At 46.3% G+C, this 15,335-nt stretch carries 11 protein-coding genes; 8 read left to right on the top strand and 3 right to left on the bottom strand.

The window, feature by feature from the left end; translation table 11 throughout:
- Positions 1–30: 30 nt before the first annotated feature.
- From BN3912_RS01205 to BN3912_RS01170, 8 genes are all read left to right on the top strand, one after another.
- On the top strand, positions 31–594 hold the full coding sequence (locus BN3912_RS01205; protein WP_023983790.1) for a phosphatase PAP2 family protein: 564 nt from the start codon (positions 31–33) through the stop codon (positions 592–594).
- A 391-nt stretch (positions 595–985) separates the two neighbouring features.
- Positions 986–3,688 (top strand): 4-alpha-glucanotransferase, encoded by a 2,703-nt coding sequence (locus tag BN3912_RS01200; protein WP_023983789.1) that lies wholly within the window; start codon positions 986–988, stop codon positions 3,686–3,688.
- A gap of 66 nt (positions 3,689–3,754) precedes the next feature.
- On the top strand, positions 3,755–5,887 hold the full coding sequence (locus BN3912_RS01195; protein WP_023983788.1) for a glycoside hydrolase family 97 protein: 2,133 nt from the start codon (positions 3,755–3,757) through the stop codon (positions 5,885–5,887).
- A gap of 53 nt (positions 5,888–5,940) precedes the next feature.
- A complete protein-coding gene (gene pulA / locus BN3912_RS01190) occupies positions 5,941–7,929 on the top strand; it encodes a type I pullulanase (RefSeq protein ID WP_023983787.1) in 1,989 nt (662 codons plus the stop codon).
- Between the two features lie 22 nt (positions 7,930–7,951).
- A complete protein-coding gene (locus BN3912_RS01185; protein WP_004368667.1) occupies positions 7,952–9,877 on the top strand; it encodes a glycoside hydrolase family 13 protein in 1,926 nt (641 codons plus the stop codon).
- Positions 9,878–10,051: 174 nt separating this feature from the next.
- Positions 10,052–10,591: an RNA polymerase sigma factor gene (locus BN3912_RS01180; protein WP_004368665.1), complete on the top strand. Its 540-nt coding sequence runs from the start codon at positions 10,052–10,054 to the stop codon at positions 10,589–10,591.
- Entirely contained in the window at positions 10,588–11,889 is a 1,302-nt protein-coding gene (locus BN3912_RS01175) for a zf-HC2 domain-containing protein (protein WP_036859285.1), read from the top strand. Before BN3912_RS01180 ends, BN3912_RS01175 begins: the two co-directional genes overlap by 4 nt.
- Before the next feature lie 604 nt (positions 11,890–12,493).
- Complete coding sequence (locus BN3912_RS01170; RefSeq protein WP_036859283.1) at positions 12,494–12,871, top strand: hypothetical protein; 378 nt, start codon at positions 12,494–12,496, stop codon at positions 12,869–12,871.
- Positions 12,872–13,254: 383 nt separating this feature from the next.
- Here the strand turns inward: BN3912_RS01170 and BN3912_RS01160 are convergent, their stop codons facing one another.
- The 3 genes from BN3912_RS01160 to BN3912_RS01150 all read right to left on the bottom strand — a co-directional run bounded on the left by BN3912_RS01160 (position 13,255) and on the right by BN3912_RS01150 (position 15,328).
- Entirely contained in the window at positions 13,255–14,130 is an 876-nt protein-coding gene (locus tag BN3912_RS01160) for a DMT family transporter (protein ID WP_023983783.1), read from the bottom strand.
- A 77-nt stretch (positions 14,131–14,207) separates the two neighbouring features.
- Entirely contained in the window at positions 14,208–14,783 is a 576-nt protein-coding gene (locus tag BN3912_RS01155; RefSeq protein WP_023983782.1) for a chromate transporter, read from the bottom strand.
- Positions 14,780–15,328 (bottom strand): chromate transporter, encoded by a 549-nt coding sequence (locus BN3912_RS01150; RefSeq protein ID WP_004368649.1) that lies wholly within the window; start codon positions 15,326–15,328, stop codon positions 14,780–14,782. Before BN3912_RS01150 ends, BN3912_RS01155 begins: the two co-directional genes overlap by 4 nt.
- Between the last annotated feature and the right edge of the window lie 7 nt (positions 15,329–15,335).

Genomic DNA, 15,335 nt, shown 5'->3' with positions numbered 1-15,335 from the left:
ATATTTTAAAAATGTATTATCTTTGTAACGATGAAAACATTTCTTTTTTCAATATTCTGTACCCTGTCGTTGGCAGTGAACGCTCAAGATAAGACGTATCATGGCGACGGTATCGACGATTATCTGCGTTTTGTACCCATAACATCGGTGTTTGTAATGAAGGCCTGCGGTGTGGAGAGCGCCAGTTCTTGGAAACGTCTTGCGGTAAATACGGCGGCATCTTATGTCGTTTCATCGGGCGTTGCCTACAGTTTGAAGCACACCATACACGAGCGACGCCCCGACGGTACCGATAACAGAAGTTTCCCTTCGGGGCATGCCACGGCGGCTTTTGCGGGGGCAACCATTCTGCATAAAGAGTATGGAAAGCTCTCGCCGTGGATCAGTGTGGCGGGTTATAGCGTGGCAACACTTACGGCTGTAGACCGCGTAAGGCGTAACCGTCATGTGTGGGGCGACGTTGCGGCGGGGGCAGCCATCGGTGTTGGCGGTACTATGTTGGGCTATTGGTTCGGCGACATGTTGACCGGAGAGAAGAGTCGCTATGCGGTTAGTGCCGGTACAGACGGTATTCAGCTCACCATCAATTTATGAAAACGATTGCTTTACGTATGATGCGTTAACGGTAAAAAGCACGTTTTCATTTCTGTCTTTCTGCGATTAAGGTAATTTAAGGTAATATTTTCGGCTGTTGGATATGCTGTCTAAAGCCGATAAACATGCTGTCTAACGCTGATATATGATATATCTATCGGCGATGGACGGGCGTTCTATTGTTCGATATCCTGTGGCTTAGGCCTCTTTGATCTTTCTCGTTTCATCTTTTGTATAGTTGTATGATTTTCTTATTCATAATGAGCGATGGCATTATTTCTCACATGTAATGCAAACGTTTGCGTTTGCTTTTCACTGATTTATGTAGCGATTGGAAATATACTTATGCGATATTTGCTAATTTTGAAACCGATATACTAACCAAATTGTCATGAAAATAATATTTAATATAGACTACAAAACGGTCTTTGGAGAAGAGCTTGTGTTGAATGTATTAGGCACCGATCGGAAAGATACCGTTAAAGTGTCGCAGTTCAGAATGTCTACGCTCGACGGTTCTCATTGGACTTATCAAATGAACAAGGCTCAATCGCAGCTGCCCGAAGTGATGGATTATTTCTACAGTGTGGACTGTTCGGGGCATGAGCAGCGCCATGAATGGTCGGCAGAAGCCCATCGGTTGGAAATAAATGCTCTGAAAGGCCTTCAATATCGGGTGTACGATCGCTGGATAGATATCCCCGAAGATGCGTATCTCTATAGTTCTGCATTCACAGACTGCCTTTCGGGGCGCAGCGTAAAGCCTCTGGAGAAGTGCGGATATGGCAAAACGGTGAGATTGAAAGTCCGTGCACCGCAGTTGCTGGGCGATTGTTGCATGGCTGTTTCGGGCAGTTGCAAGGCATTGGGTGCATGGAACGCACAGGAAGCCGTGCGGATGACCGAACATAACTACCATGAGTGGGTAGTGGATTTGAATGCAGATGATTTCGAAGACAATAAGGTTGAGTTTAAATTTGTGGCTGTAGACGCCCGTTATGGCAGTGCCGATCCTACGTGGGAAACGGGACTTAACCGTACCGTCACACTGCCCGAGATGCGCGAGGGCGACGTGGTAGTGTACGAACTTTCGCAGGCTTTCCTGCCAATCTATAACCGGAAAGTAGCGGGAACACTCGTTCCGGTGTTCTCGTTGCGCTCGAAGAGCAGTTTCGGAGTGGGCGACTTCGGTGATTTGAAGCTAATGATAGACTTTGTGGCGATGACCGGTCAGCGCGTTCTGCAGGTGCTCCCGCTTAATGATACCACCACTACACACACGTGGACCGACTCATATCCTTACAGTTGCATCAGCATCTTTGCCTTGCATCCGCAATATGTAGACCTGCGACAGCTCCCTCTGCTGGAGGATGAGGCCGAACGTAAGAGGTATATGGCCTTGCAGAAAGAACTCAACGGATTGCCTAAGATCGACTATGAGCGTGTAAACAATGCCAAAACGGCCTATCTTAAAAAGATTTATGAGCAGTCGGGAAAGACGATTGTTGCTTCGTCCGGATATAAAAAGTTCTTTAAGGAAGCCGAACAGTGGCTGGTTCCGTATGCGCAATATTGTTATCTGCGCGATCTGCACGGCACGGTCGATTTCTCTAAATGGAAAGGACATGAAACGTGGAACGAGGCCGAACGCAAAATGTTGTCGTCGCCTAAAAACAAGGCTTATAAGGAATTAGAGTTCTACTACTACGTGCAATATGTGCTGAACGAGCAGTTAGAGGCTGTTCATGCCTACGCTAAGAGCAAGCACGTGATATTAAAAGGAGATATACCCATCGGGGTGAACCGTCGCGGATGCGACGTGTGGATGGAACCGAAGTACTTCTGTCTCGACAGTCAGGCCGGTGCACCGCCCGATAATTTCTCGGTCAACGGACAAAATTGGGGTTTCCCTACCTATAATTGGGATGCCATGTTGCAGGATGGCTGCCGTTGGTGGGTACGCAGGTTCCGCAATATGTCGAAATACTTCGATGCTTATCGCATAGATCATGTGTTGGGTTTTTTCCGTATATGGGATATCCCGATCGATTGTGTAAACGGTCTGATGGGGCAGTTCTCGCCCTCTTTGGGCATGACTCGCGAGGAGATCGAGGCCTACGGGCTACATTTTCAAGAGGAACTTTTCACTCGTCCGTTCATTGCCGATTGGGTTGTCGACCGTATGTTCCGCGAATATGCCGACGAGGTGCGCGAGAAGTATCTCGAAAAAGCACATGACGATATTTATAACCTGAAGCCCGAATACGATACGCAACGCAAGGTAGAGGCGGCGTTCATAGGCAAGACCACCGATAAGGACACTATGTTGCGCGATGGTTTGTACGCCTTGGCAAGCAATGTGCTGTTTGTACGCGACAAGAAAGATGCAAATAAGTTCCATCCGCGTATCACTGCGCAGTTCAATTTGATGTATGAAGCGCTCTACGACAGTGATAAAGACACGTTCAATCGTATTTATAACGACTATTATTACCGCCGTAATAATCAGTTCTGGTATAGGGAAGCCATGAAAAAACTGCCCAAGTTGGTGCAGTCTACTCGCATGCTGGTATGTGCGGAAGATCTCGGTATGGTGCCCGACTGTGTGGCATGGGTGATGGATGAGCTGCGTATATTGAGCCTCGAAGTACAGTCTATGCCGAAAAGCCCCGAAGTAAGGTTTGCCCATCTGGCGCAAAATCCTTATCGAAGTGTGGATACAATCTCATCGCACGATATGCCTACCCTTCGCCAATGGTGGGATGAAGACCGTGAACGTACGCAGGAATACTACAATACGATGCTTCAACGGCAGGGAGCTGCACCGCATCCTCTGCCCGGATGGCTTGCACGCGACATCATTTCGCGCCATCTTGCGTCGCCGTCGATGCTTTGTGTGCTTTCTATACAGGATTGGATGGCCGTTGACGAGCAGCTCCGTCTGCCCGATAAAGATGCGGAACGTATCAATGTTCCGGCAAATCCATGCTATTATTGGCGCTATCGTATGCATGTGAATATCGAAGAGCTGATGCAGAATGATGATTTTAGGGAGAATATCAAGCAACTTATCGCCGAATCAGATAGGAAATAATTAACTTTGCGGGAAGAAGCCGGTATGATGTCGGCTTCGTCTAATCCTTTTAAATATAAAATGAATATGCATAAAATCAAACTTCTTTTGGCGTTTCTGATGCTTCCGATAGCAGTCTTGGCGCAGAAAGTGAAATCGCCCGACGGTAATGTATGCGTAACGTTCTCGCTCACCGGCAACGGCGTACCGACCTATGAAATGACGTATAAGCGCAAAAGTGTGATTAAACCGAGCCGTTTAGGACTGGAACTCGCCAAGGATAAGCACGCTTCGAAAGGTTTGGAAGAGACGAGTTTGATGGATGGATTTGCCATTGCCGATACGAAAACGTCGACTTTTGATGAGACATGGAATCCCGTTTGGGGCGAAACGGCAACGATACGCAATCATTATAACGAACTGGCAGTAACGCTCCATCAGACGTCTTCCGATCGTAATATAGTGATACGCTTTCGTGTTTACAACGACGGAATGGGTTTTCGTTACGAATTTCCGCAGCAAAAATCGCTTAATTATTTCATTGTAAAAGAGGAACACACACAGTTTGCCATGGCCGGAGACCACATTGCGTGGTGGCTTCCGGGCGATTACGACACGCAAGAGTATGAAACTGTTACCTCAAAACTTTCGCAGATACGCGGATTGATGAAGCAGGCTATCACGGAAAATTCCTCTCAAACGCCGTTCTCAGATACGGGCGTGCAGACTTCTTTGCAGATGAAATCGGCCGACGGGCTTTATATTAATATCCATGAGGCGGCTTGTATCAACTACGCCACCATGCACTTGAACCTCGAAGATAAGAACATGGTGTTCGAATCTTGGCTAACTCCCGACGCTACAGGGCTGAAAGGCTGCATACAGACGCCTTTCAACACACCTTGGCGCACGGTGATAGTGAGCGATGATGCACGAGATATGCTGTCTTCCAACCTGATATTGAACCTCAACGAGCCGTGTAAAATAGAAGATACCAGCTGGATTCGCCCCGTAAAATTCTGCGGAGTGTGGTGGGAGATGATTGTCGGAAAGAGCACGTGGAGCTATACAGACGAGTTTCCTTCGGTGCATTTGGGCGTTACAGACTACACAAAGGCGAAGCCGAACGGCCGACATGGGGCTAACAACGACAATGTAAGGCGATATATCGACTTTGCCGCCGCTAACGGAATAAACGAAGTGCTGGTCGAGGGATGGAATATAGGTTGGGAAGATTGGGCTAATCGTTGGAAACAAGATGTGTTCGACTTCGTTACGCCTTATCCCGATTTCGATTTGAAGGCGCTTAACGAGTATGCACACAGTAAGGGCGTGAAGCTGATGATGCACCACGAGACGTCTTCTTCGGTTGTTAATTACGAGCGACACATGGAGAATGCCTATCAATTAATGAACAAATACGGCTACGATGCGGTAAAGAGCGGATACGTGGGAGATATTATTCCGCGCGGAGACCATCACTATAGCCAGTCTATGAATAACCATTATCTCTACGCCATACAGCAGGCAGCCAAGCATCATGTAATGGTCGACGCCCACGAAGCGGTACGTCCCACCGGTCTTTGCCGAACCTATCCCAATTTGCTGGGCAATGAATCGGCCCGAGGCACGGAGTATGAGGCTTTCGGAGGGAGCAAGCCCGACCATACGGTGATACTCCCGTTCACTCGTCTGCAGGGTGGGCCGATGGATTATACACCGGGCATCCTCGAAACACAGCTCAGCACGTGGAGCGAGAACAAGAACATAATCCACACTACATTGGTAGGCCAGCTTGCTTTATATATAACAATGTATAGTCCGCTGCAGATGGTGGCCGACTTGCCCGAGAACTACGCCAAGTTCAATGACGCCTTCCAGTTCATTCGTGACGTGGCCGTAGACTGGGACGACAGCAAATACCTCGAAGCCGAACCGGGCGATTACATCACCGTGGCGCGTAAGGCGAAGGGAACGAGCAATTGGTTTATCGGCGGAAAATGCGATGAAAACGGACATAAGAGCGTAGTAAAGCTCGATTTTCTCGATAAGGGGCGTACCTACGATTGCACCATCTATGCCGACGCCCCCGATGCCGATTATGAAAAGAACCCTAAGGCTTACGTGATTACACACCGCACAGTAAAGAAAGGGGATGTATTGAAACTGATGCAAGCCCGTGGAGGCGGCTTTGCTGTTTCGCTGATTGTAAAGCGATAGAATATAGGAGATGTGTGGAAAGGTATATCTCTTGTATAGTTAAATTATCTGTTATGATAACTAAAAAATTACTCTCAACAATCACTTCTATAGTATTTTCTTTGATATCTACCGATGCTTTTGCACAGGAATTCCGTTTCAATGAGGTTGATTATACGCCCAAAGAAACGACTTTCAGGCTGTTTGTACCGTCGACAGCCAAAAAGGTTTGCTTGAAGATATATAGGGACGATTACACCAATCCCATGGATGTAGGCAAGACAAAGAAAATGAAATTGGCTGGTAAAGACCTGTGGGAACTGACCGTGAAAGGGGATTTGAAAGGAAAATACTATACTTTTTCTGTTTTTCAACATAGGCGTTATTCACGCGGTTGTCTCTTTTCACCCTCCAATAAGTATTTCTCTTATGGCGAAACACCGGGTGTATTTGCCAAGGCAGTGGGCGTTAATGGTAAGCGAGGCGCGGTGATAGACATGAACGAAACCGATCCGCAAGGCTGGAAGAACGATCGCCGACCGGCGTTGGAGTCGCCCTCCGATCTTGTTATCTATGAGCTTCATCACCGCGATTTCTCCATCGATGCCTCGTCGGGCTTGGTCAATAAGGGCAAATTCTTGGCTCTTACAGAACCCAAGGCCATTGATTATCTGAAAGAACTCGGCGTGAACGCCATTCATATTTTGCCTTCTTTCGACTATGCTTCGGTGGATGAAACGCGCTTAAACATTCCTCAGTACAACTGGGGATACGATCCATTGAACTACAATGTGCCCGAGGGATCGTACTCCACCGATCCGTATAACCCTGTTACGCGTATCAAAGAGTTCAAGCAGATGGTGCAGGCATTGCATCAGGCTGGCATCCGAGTGGTCTTGGATGTGGTGTATAATCATACTTTCAATATAGAGGGAAGCGCCTTTCAGCGCACTTATCCCGATTATTTTTACCGAAAACTGCCTAACGGGAAGTATTCCAACGGCTCGGGATGCGGCAATGAAACGGCTTCGGAGCGGGCTATGATGCGCCGATTTATGATAGAATCGGTGAAATACTGGATTGATGAATACCATATAGATGGCTTCCGGTTCGACTTGATGGGCGTTCACGATATAGAAACGATGAACGATATTCGTGCCGAGGTAGACAAGATAGATCCGTCAATCTTCATCTATGGCGAGGGGTGGAGTGCCGGTAGTTGCGCTTATCCCGCAGATAAACTCGCACTGAAAGTCAATCTGCCGCAAATGTCTGGCATAGCTGCTTTCTCCGATGATATCAGAGATGCCCTTCGCGGGCCGTTCAACGATGATAGGAAGGGGGCATTTCTTGCCGGAATATCGGGGAGTGAGGAGAGTCTGAAGGCCGGTATTGTCGGCATGACAGCCCATTCCCAAGTAGATTACGGTAAGGTGAATTATAGCAAAAAGGCGTGGGCGATGCAGCCTACACAGATGATCAGTTACGTTAGCTGCCACGATGATATGTGTTTAGTAGACCGCCTGAAGGCCAGTATTCCCGATATTACGACCGACGAACTTATCCGTTTAGACCTTTTGGCGCAGACCGCAGTATTCACGTCGCAGGGAGTTCCTTTCATTCTGTGCGGCGAAGAAATGCTCCGTAACAAAAAAGGAGTGCACAATAGTTATAATTCTCCCGATAGTATCAACCGTTTGGACTGGAACAATCTGAAGAAATATCCGAAGGTATTTGAATATTACAAGGGACTTATCTCTTTGCGAAAAGGCCACAAAGCATTCCGCATGGCCGACACGGAAGACGTGAGCAATCATCTTAAGTTTATTTGTTCACAGCCTTGTTTGCTCGGCTTTTCGTTGAATGGGCATGCCGTCGGAGATGTGTGGAATACGATTATCGTAATTCTTAATTCGAACCGCGAGGCCAAGGTTGTAGACATACCGCAAGGAAAATACACGGTTGTGTGCTGCGATGGTGTGATCGACGAGAACGGTTTGGGCGAAACGGCGGGCGGAAAGGTAGTGGTCAATCCGCAGTCGGCCTTGATTTTGCATGATTAAATTACTTAAAAACAATCGAAATATGAAGAAAATACTCCTGCTATTCAGCCTTATTCTCGGCGCAATCGATATGAATGCCGGCGTTAAGATCGACAGGATCGAGCCTTCCGACTGGTATGTAGGCATGAAAGATGCCTCGCTACAGTTGATGGTCTATGGCAAGAACATTCGGACGGCCGATGTTGCAACGGATTATCTCGGTGTTCGTGTCGACAGTGTAGTGCGCCTTCAATCGCCTAATTATTTGTTGGTATATCTCAATGTGGGCGGGGCTAAGGCCGGTGAAATGACACTTACGTTTACCAGCAAAGGCTCGAAAGCAAAGGTAAAATACCGCTTGAGGGATAGAGAAATGTCCGGCGAGGCGCGTAAAGGCTTTACTAATGCCGACGTGCTTTATATGCTGATGCCCGACCGCTTTGCCAACGGAAATCCTAAGAACGACCAGCTTAAAGGCATGAATACCTATAAAAACGATCGTACACAGCCGAGTTTGCGCCACGGTGGCGACCTTGAAGGTCTTCGGCAGCATCTCGATTATTTCAATAAATTGGGTGTTACAGCGCTGTGGCTTACCCCCGTATTAGAAAATAATTCGCCCGATAACAACGGTTATAGCACCTATCACGGCTACGGAACGACGGATTATTACAAGGTAGATCCCCGTTTCGGAACGAATGAAGAGTACAAACAACTCGTTTCGGAGGCCCACCGTCATGGTTTGAAAGTAGTTATGGATATGATATTCAACCATTGCGGCTTCGAACATCCGTGGGTACGAGACATTCCCTCGGCCGATTGGTTCAATACATCCGAATGGATGGGAGCGCCGAAAGGACAGACCGACGGCACGCATGCGGCCGGACAAGAGGCTTCTTACGGTCGGGATCGGTCGAAATATCTGCAAACTTCGTATAAACTGACGCCCGTTCTCGATCCATATGCCTCGAAAATAGATTTGAAAGAAACGGTCGATGGCTGGTTCGTACCCACTTATCCCGACCTAAATCAGCGCAATCCGCATGTGATGAAATACCTTGTACAGAACAGTATATGGTGGATAGAGACGGTAGGGATAGACGGTATTCGAATGGACACTTATCCCTATGCCGACCGTAGGGCCATGTCGCATTGGATGAAGACGCTCGACGCAGAATACCCAAACTTCAATACTGTGGGCGAAACATGGGTAACAGAACCGGCCTATACCGCCGCATGGCAGAAGGATTCCAAGCTGTCTGCCATCAATAGTTATCTGAAAACGGTGATGGATTTCAGCTTCTTCGACAAGTTAAATATGGCGAAGAACGAAGATACAGACGATTGGTGGAAAGGATACAACCGCATTTACAACAGCTTGGTGTATGATTATCTCTACGAAAACCCGTCGAGTGTGATGGCTTTCATAGAGAACCACGACACGGATCGTTTCCTTGGTAACGGCAGAGATACGTTGCTGTTGAAACAGGCTTTGGCACTCCTCCTTACGATAAACCGCATACCTCAGTTGTATTATGGCACGGAAGTGCTGATGAACGGCACCAAGGAAGTAACCGACGGTAATGTGCGCAAGGACTTTCCGGGTGGCTTCTCGGGCGACAGCCACAACGCTTTTACGGCGGAAGGGCGTACGGTCGAGGAGAATGCCATGTTCGACTGGCTTAGCAGATTGCTGCATTGGAGACTCGGAAACGAACTCATTACCAAGGGGAAGCAGGTGCAGTTTATTCCCTACAAGGGCATTTATGTAGTGGCGAGGCAGTATCGTGGCAAAACTTCTCTCACGATATTGAACGGCCGGAATGCCGAAGGAGAGCTGGATGTAGCCCGCTATGCCGAGGTTATCGGCAACACGAAATCGGCACGCGACGTAATGACAGGCACAGCGATAGACCTTTCTCGTAACCGGAAACTGAGTCCGCGACAGACGTTGATCATAGAGTTTTAGCACCGAGGCGGTTCCTCTGTTACGGGAACCGCCTTGTTTTTGTTCTTTTATACAGTCTTTTACAGCAAGAAAAATACGTTCTTTTTCAATTATATCCATATCGTTTAAATCTTTTTCTTCGTTCGTGCGTCTTTATTTGTAGATTGCAATCTTCACCATAATTTTGTAAAACTAATGAAGAAGAAAAATAATGAACGACGGTCAACATCGCGGTTTGTCGAAGCCATGCAGTCCGAACGGCCGAACATGTTGCGCTATGCACGCTATAGACTTGGCAGTCGTGAAGATGCCGAAGACGCGGTGCAGGATGCTTTCTTTATGCTTTGTAACCGAGAGTATGGTGTCGGTTGCGATGATATTGCCGACCTGCGCGGCTATTTATTTCGCATGTTATCGAACCTCTGTGCCACTCGTTTGCGCCGTACTCCGTACATAGAACACCTCTCGACCGACGTTTTAAGGAACTTATCTGCCGAACAGCCGAGCACATTCGGACAGGAATACTGTAAGATAACGTTGCTCTTAGCGTCGATACCCGACGAACAAGCCGAGGTAATACGCCTGCGTATCTACGGTAACAAGAGTTTTGCCGAGATTGCCGGCATCCTCTTGCTGCCTTTACCTACGGTAAAATCGCGCTTTCGTTATGGCATCGATAAAATCAGGAAAGGGATGCAGCCGTCCCATGTTGAACCTTTAAAAGCAAAAAAATGATGACTTGTGAAGAATTTAAGAATAGGATAGCCGACCTGTTCGATAAGAATGTGGAACCGGATGCGGCAGAACTTTTGTATGAACATATGGATATATGTCCGGAATGCAGAGAGTATTATAACAATTTTGCTGACACCATAGGGGTATTAATGCCGAAACTGTATGGCGAATGCTGTATTGGTAAAAAGAAAAGGCATGCATTCGCAAAGCAAAAAACGATACGTATAGCCGGAATAGCCGCGGCGTTTGCGTTGGGTATGTTATTGGGATGGAGCCATCTGTTTACCGCGGAAGCTACGGCAACCGTTACCGATAATTTTTCTATAAACGATGCCTTGAACAGCGTTCGCAATGTAGGAAGCTGTTCGGTCGAGATGTTTGTACGCGCTTCTGCTATAGAAAATTTTGCTTCTATCGATCCTGCGGCCGACTTCATTGCCGTGTCTATGAAAACACTTCGTGTGGGCGATTCTCTTTATTGGCGAGTAGAAAGGCAAGGAGGTCGCACGGTCGTATTCGACGGAAAGGAGCAATATATGTGGTATCGGGGCGGACAAATGATGAAAGGCGGGCATGATACCGACTTTTTAGAGTATTTCAAGATACTTTTATATCCCGACCAGCTGTTGAATACGCAGAAAGCGATGCTCGGGAAATATCCGGATAGCAAGCATAAAACGAGCGAAAACGATACCGTAATCACGATGACGACTGAGATAGATGTGCCGGATGGCGACCTTATATCGCTGTTTCGTACCGGAAAAGCGGAGAAGGTGCATGTGATAATAGAAAACTTGTTTACGAAAAACGATAGACTTTTACGGCGTGTCCGGGTGTGGATTATGCAGAATGGTAGACGTATATTGGTGGCGAAATCGGGTAAAATAGAGTATAATCTCATGCTCTCCAAGGCACAACTGATAGCCCTGCCGAACACGGATGCCGCGAGGTGGCAGCGTGTAGATAGCATTCCGCAAGTTTATTCGCCGCATGTAAAGGCCTTACAGGTCGAAACTGCCACGCAAGCCGCGCGACGTATCATCGGCGCATTGATAAAAGGAGATACGAATATTGCCCATGAAGCATTGTATTATTATCAGTCTCAGTTGGATCGTCTGAAGGAATATTACCGCAATACTCATGCCGAAGCGTTCAGTGAGCCAAAGCGCGACGGTGGTTATGCGGGCGTATATGTGTTTTACAAGTTTACTGATAGAAAGGGAAAAACAACGGTTGAACACATTGCACTGCGGTGCGACAACCCGCAGCACATATGGATTGCCGACGGAGGTCTGTAACGCGTTCCTGACAGGGGGTGCAGATGCTTCAGACGTGTGGTGCATCTAAGCATCTTAGATAGGTATTCTAATACTATTAGAATACCTATCTGTCTTTGTTAGATATACCACTTGTCTGATACACATCTTAGATGTAGTTAAAACAGCAATGCGATTTATCAAAATTCGTTAGGCGTTCTGCCGGTTTATTCGTACATTTGTAAATGGGAAAGAGTTATCCTCAAAGAGACTGAATTAATTTTTCTTAATTTTAAGATGCAATTATAAACCTTTGCTAATTTGTCGGGGTGATATCTTGTGTTCTATAATTTTTTGTATATTTGCATAGAAAATAATATCAATTTCTTTAATCCATGCGTCATGAAAACAAATAAACTTAGTTCTGAAAACCACACAGGTATTCGTGACATTATTCTCATATAGAGAATGAAGTGTGTTTCCATTGCTTTATTGTGCTTACTAACTGTGTACAAACAGAGATGATGTATAAAAGAATTGTAGATAATTATCAATCGATATTGTCCAAGGAACATACAAATTGGAAGGTGTATCATAATTTATCTTTAGATTTGCTCAAATACTTATAAGCAATAAAGATTCAATAATGATGTTTATTAAAGAAAATTATTCCATAGATTTTTTAAATCTATACAAAGATATTGATAACAATGATTATTGTAAGGTGTCTTACGATGATATCATTGGGTATTCTGAATTGGCTTTTAATGAAAAACCTGCTTTAACAGTGGGAAAGACTGTAAAAGAGGTAGAAGAAAAATATGATTTACTATCAACAAGAGCTGATCCATGTTTATCTAAATATATGTCTTCACGTGAAGTATGCGCTGTAGAATATCTTGCAGGGTGTGCACTTTCTTGTACAGGTGGCCCCTTTTTAGTAGCGGCAGGGATTGCTCTTGCTACATATGAACTTGATGAATGTCTTGACTCTTCTTTATTTCGTTACCAACACAGTCATTAAAAATGAATAAATACGATCAATTGTTAATCATAATACTCCTATTGCTTTCTATCGGAAAGGAACGGATTTATGGGATTTCAACTACGGTATTTGGGGGGAAAAGCTATGTTTTATTACTGCTTTATTTATTAAGTACATTATATTATATCTCCCGTTTCGTATGGGTTTTTAAAGTAGAAAAGAGGGTGAATTATCGTTTGTTGATAGCTGTTGTCGCCATTATTCTCTTAACAATAATCGGACAACTGTAGAAATATCATTTCGTAGATTTAGCTTCTCTCTCCCTAAAGTACAGTTGTTTCTCTCAAAAATATCCCGAACTCAAGCAAATTTGTATGTATCTATGGGTTTGAAATTTAAAATACAGGGGTACGATATTGTGACTAATTCTTTAGAATTAGCAATACCACGGCAACGATAATGAGTGCGAAACCGATGCAACTCATGATGGTTAGCGGCTCGTCGAATACGATGCAGCCCACGCTCATGGCCGTTATGGGCTCGAAAGCCCCGAGGATGGCGACGCTCGTACTCTCTATTCGTTTTAGCGCCATGATAAGGGTAATGTTGCTTACTGCCGTGGGTAACAAGCCGAGGAGTGCGAGGTTGACGAATTGTTTGCCCGACGCGATGGGCTGGATGCCGCCCTCCGTGAAGCTCGCATAGAGCATGAGAAGCAGGATTGTGAAGAAGAAAACGTAGAAAGTTACCTTGAGTGTGGAAAGATGGCGTACCTTCATGGCTGGAAATGTAACCATGTAAACGGCGTAAGTCAGTCCGGATAAGAGCTCTAAAGCTACGCCCGTAACAGACGAGATACTGATACCGTTCTCGATACCCGATAGCAGACAGACGCCTGCAACGGCGAGGAATATGGCCAAGGCGGTGCGCAGAGTGAGGCGTTCATGAAAGAATACGATCATCAGGATGGCCGTCCATACGGGATAAGAGAATACCAATGTGGTGGCAACTCCGCTGGGCAAATAGGCATAACCGCTGATTAACGATACGGCGGATATGGCATATAGGAGCGAAAGAAACATGATGCGCAACGATTCTCCGAAGCGAAGACGCAGCGACTGTCGGTTGTACATGAGTATAAGGAGCAGGATGAGTGCGCCGAAAGTAAAGCGGTAGACGACCAAAGAGGGCAGACGCATGCCGTCGGCAAGTACCGGAATGCTGAACAACGGGATAAGCCCGAATGCTGCAGCCGATATGATTGCCTCTGTAAAACCTCGGATTTTATTCGATTCCACGGTGTGAATTGTTTTGAATGTAGCTTTGTTTTTCTTTTTTAAATAGTGTGGGCAGTTGGCTTATAGGGCGGTTTTAATCAGTATAACAGGAGCAGTCCGGCGAATGCTGCATAGCATATCATCTTGATAGGATTGATCTTTAAGAACATTGTTCCGAAGAAAGTGGCGGCGAAAAGCGCAACACTGATCCAGAATTGCCAAGGGTTCAGGCGCATCGAGCCGAAGTTTTCTTCATTTAAAAGCAGCAGTGTAGCGGCGGCAAGCAGTCCCACTACGGCTGGTCTTAAACCGCTAAAGATGTTCTGCACGGCAGAAGTATTCATGTATTTCATGAACATTTTGCTGATGAGAACCATCAAAATGAGTGACGGAAGCACCAAGGCAAAGGTAGCGACGGTGGAACCTAATACCGCCATGAAACCGTTATAGCCCGCGTTGTGTGTGGCAACGTATCCGCAATAGGTAGCGGAATTGATACCGATAGGGCCCGGTGTCATCTGACTGACGGCTACTATATTGGTAAATTCTGCCGAGGATAGCCAATGATGATGTATCACAGTTTCGGTCTGTATCAGTGATAACATGCCGTAACCTCCGCCGAATCCGAACATTCCTATCTCAAAGAACGTGATGAAGAGATACAGGTAGATCATGTTTGTTCCGTGGGTTTAATGAATTGTCCGTATATATAACCGCCGATACCCGCTGCAATGATGATGAATACAGGATTCACGCCGATAGCCCAGATGAGCAGAGCGCAGGCGATAGGTATCCAGCAGTTGACCAATGAGATGCCGGCACTTTTGGCTAAGTTGAACGTGGGAACGGCGATAAGCGCCACCACTGCAGGACGTATGCCGCGGAACATGGCGGCTACCCACGGCACATCAATGAAGCTATGGAAGAACATTGCTATCAGAAGAATGATGAGGAATGAGGGTAAGGCACAGCCCAAAGCCGTGCAAAGTGCTCCGCGCAACTTCTTTAGCTTGTAACCGATGAAGATACTGATGTTGACTGCAAAGACGCCCGGACAGCTCTGTGCAATGGCTATCAGGTCGAGAAACTCTTCTTTCTCTATCCATTTGTTCTTGTCGACCACCTCTGCTTCGATAATCGGAATCATGGCATAACCGCCTCCCAAGGTGAATGCGCCGATCTTAAAAAATATTTTGAAGAATTTCCAATAGATGCTCATTTGTCTT

Origin of the sequence: Prevotella phocaeensis, from assembly GCF_900065875.1 — a bacterium.
GTDB classification, from domain to species: Bacteria; Bacteroidota; Bacteroidia; order Bacteroidales; family Bacteroidaceae; genus Prevotella; species Prevotella phocaeensis.
The sequence above is the reverse complement of the archived record's forward strand: the minus strand, read 5'-3'. Positions and strand labels throughout refer to the sequence as shown.

Coding starts and splice junctions, on each gene's coding strand:
- BN3912_RS01205 (WP_023983790.1), top strand. CDS start 31: ATGAAAACATTTCTTTTTTCAATATTCTGTACCCTGTCGTTGGCAGTG.
- BN3912_RS01200 (WP_023983789.1), top strand. CDS start 986: ATGAAAATAATATTTAATATAGACTACAAAACGGTCTTTGGAGAAGAG.
- BN3912_RS01195 (WP_023983788.1), top strand. CDS start 3,755: ATGCATAAAATCAAACTTCTTTTGGCGTTTCTGATGCTTCCGATAGCA.
- pulA (WP_023983787.1), top strand. CDS start 5,941: ATGATAACTAAAAAATTACTCTCAACAATCACTTCTATAGTATTTTCT.
- BN3912_RS01185 (WP_004368667.1), top strand. CDS start 7,952: ATGAAGAAAATACTCCTGCTATTCAGCCTTATTCTCGGCGCAATCGAT.
- BN3912_RS01180 (WP_004368665.1), top strand. CDS start 10,052: ATGAAGAAGAAAAATAATGAACGACGGTCAACATCGCGGTTTGTCGAA.
- BN3912_RS01175 (WP_036859285.1), top strand. CDS start 10,588: ATGATGACTTGTGAAGAATTTAAGAATAGGATAGCCGACCTGTTCGAT.
- BN3912_RS01170 (WP_036859283.1), top strand. CDS start 12,494: ATGATGTTTATTAAAGAAAATTATTCCATAGATTTTTTAAATCTATAC.
- BN3912_RS01155 (WP_023983782.1), bottom strand. CDS start 14,783: ATGATCTACCTGTATCTCTTCATCACGTTCTTTGAGATAGGAATGTTC.
- BN3912_RS01150 (WP_004368649.1), bottom strand. CDS start 15,328: ATGAGCATCTATTGGAAATTCTTCAAAATATTTTTTAAGATCGGCGCA.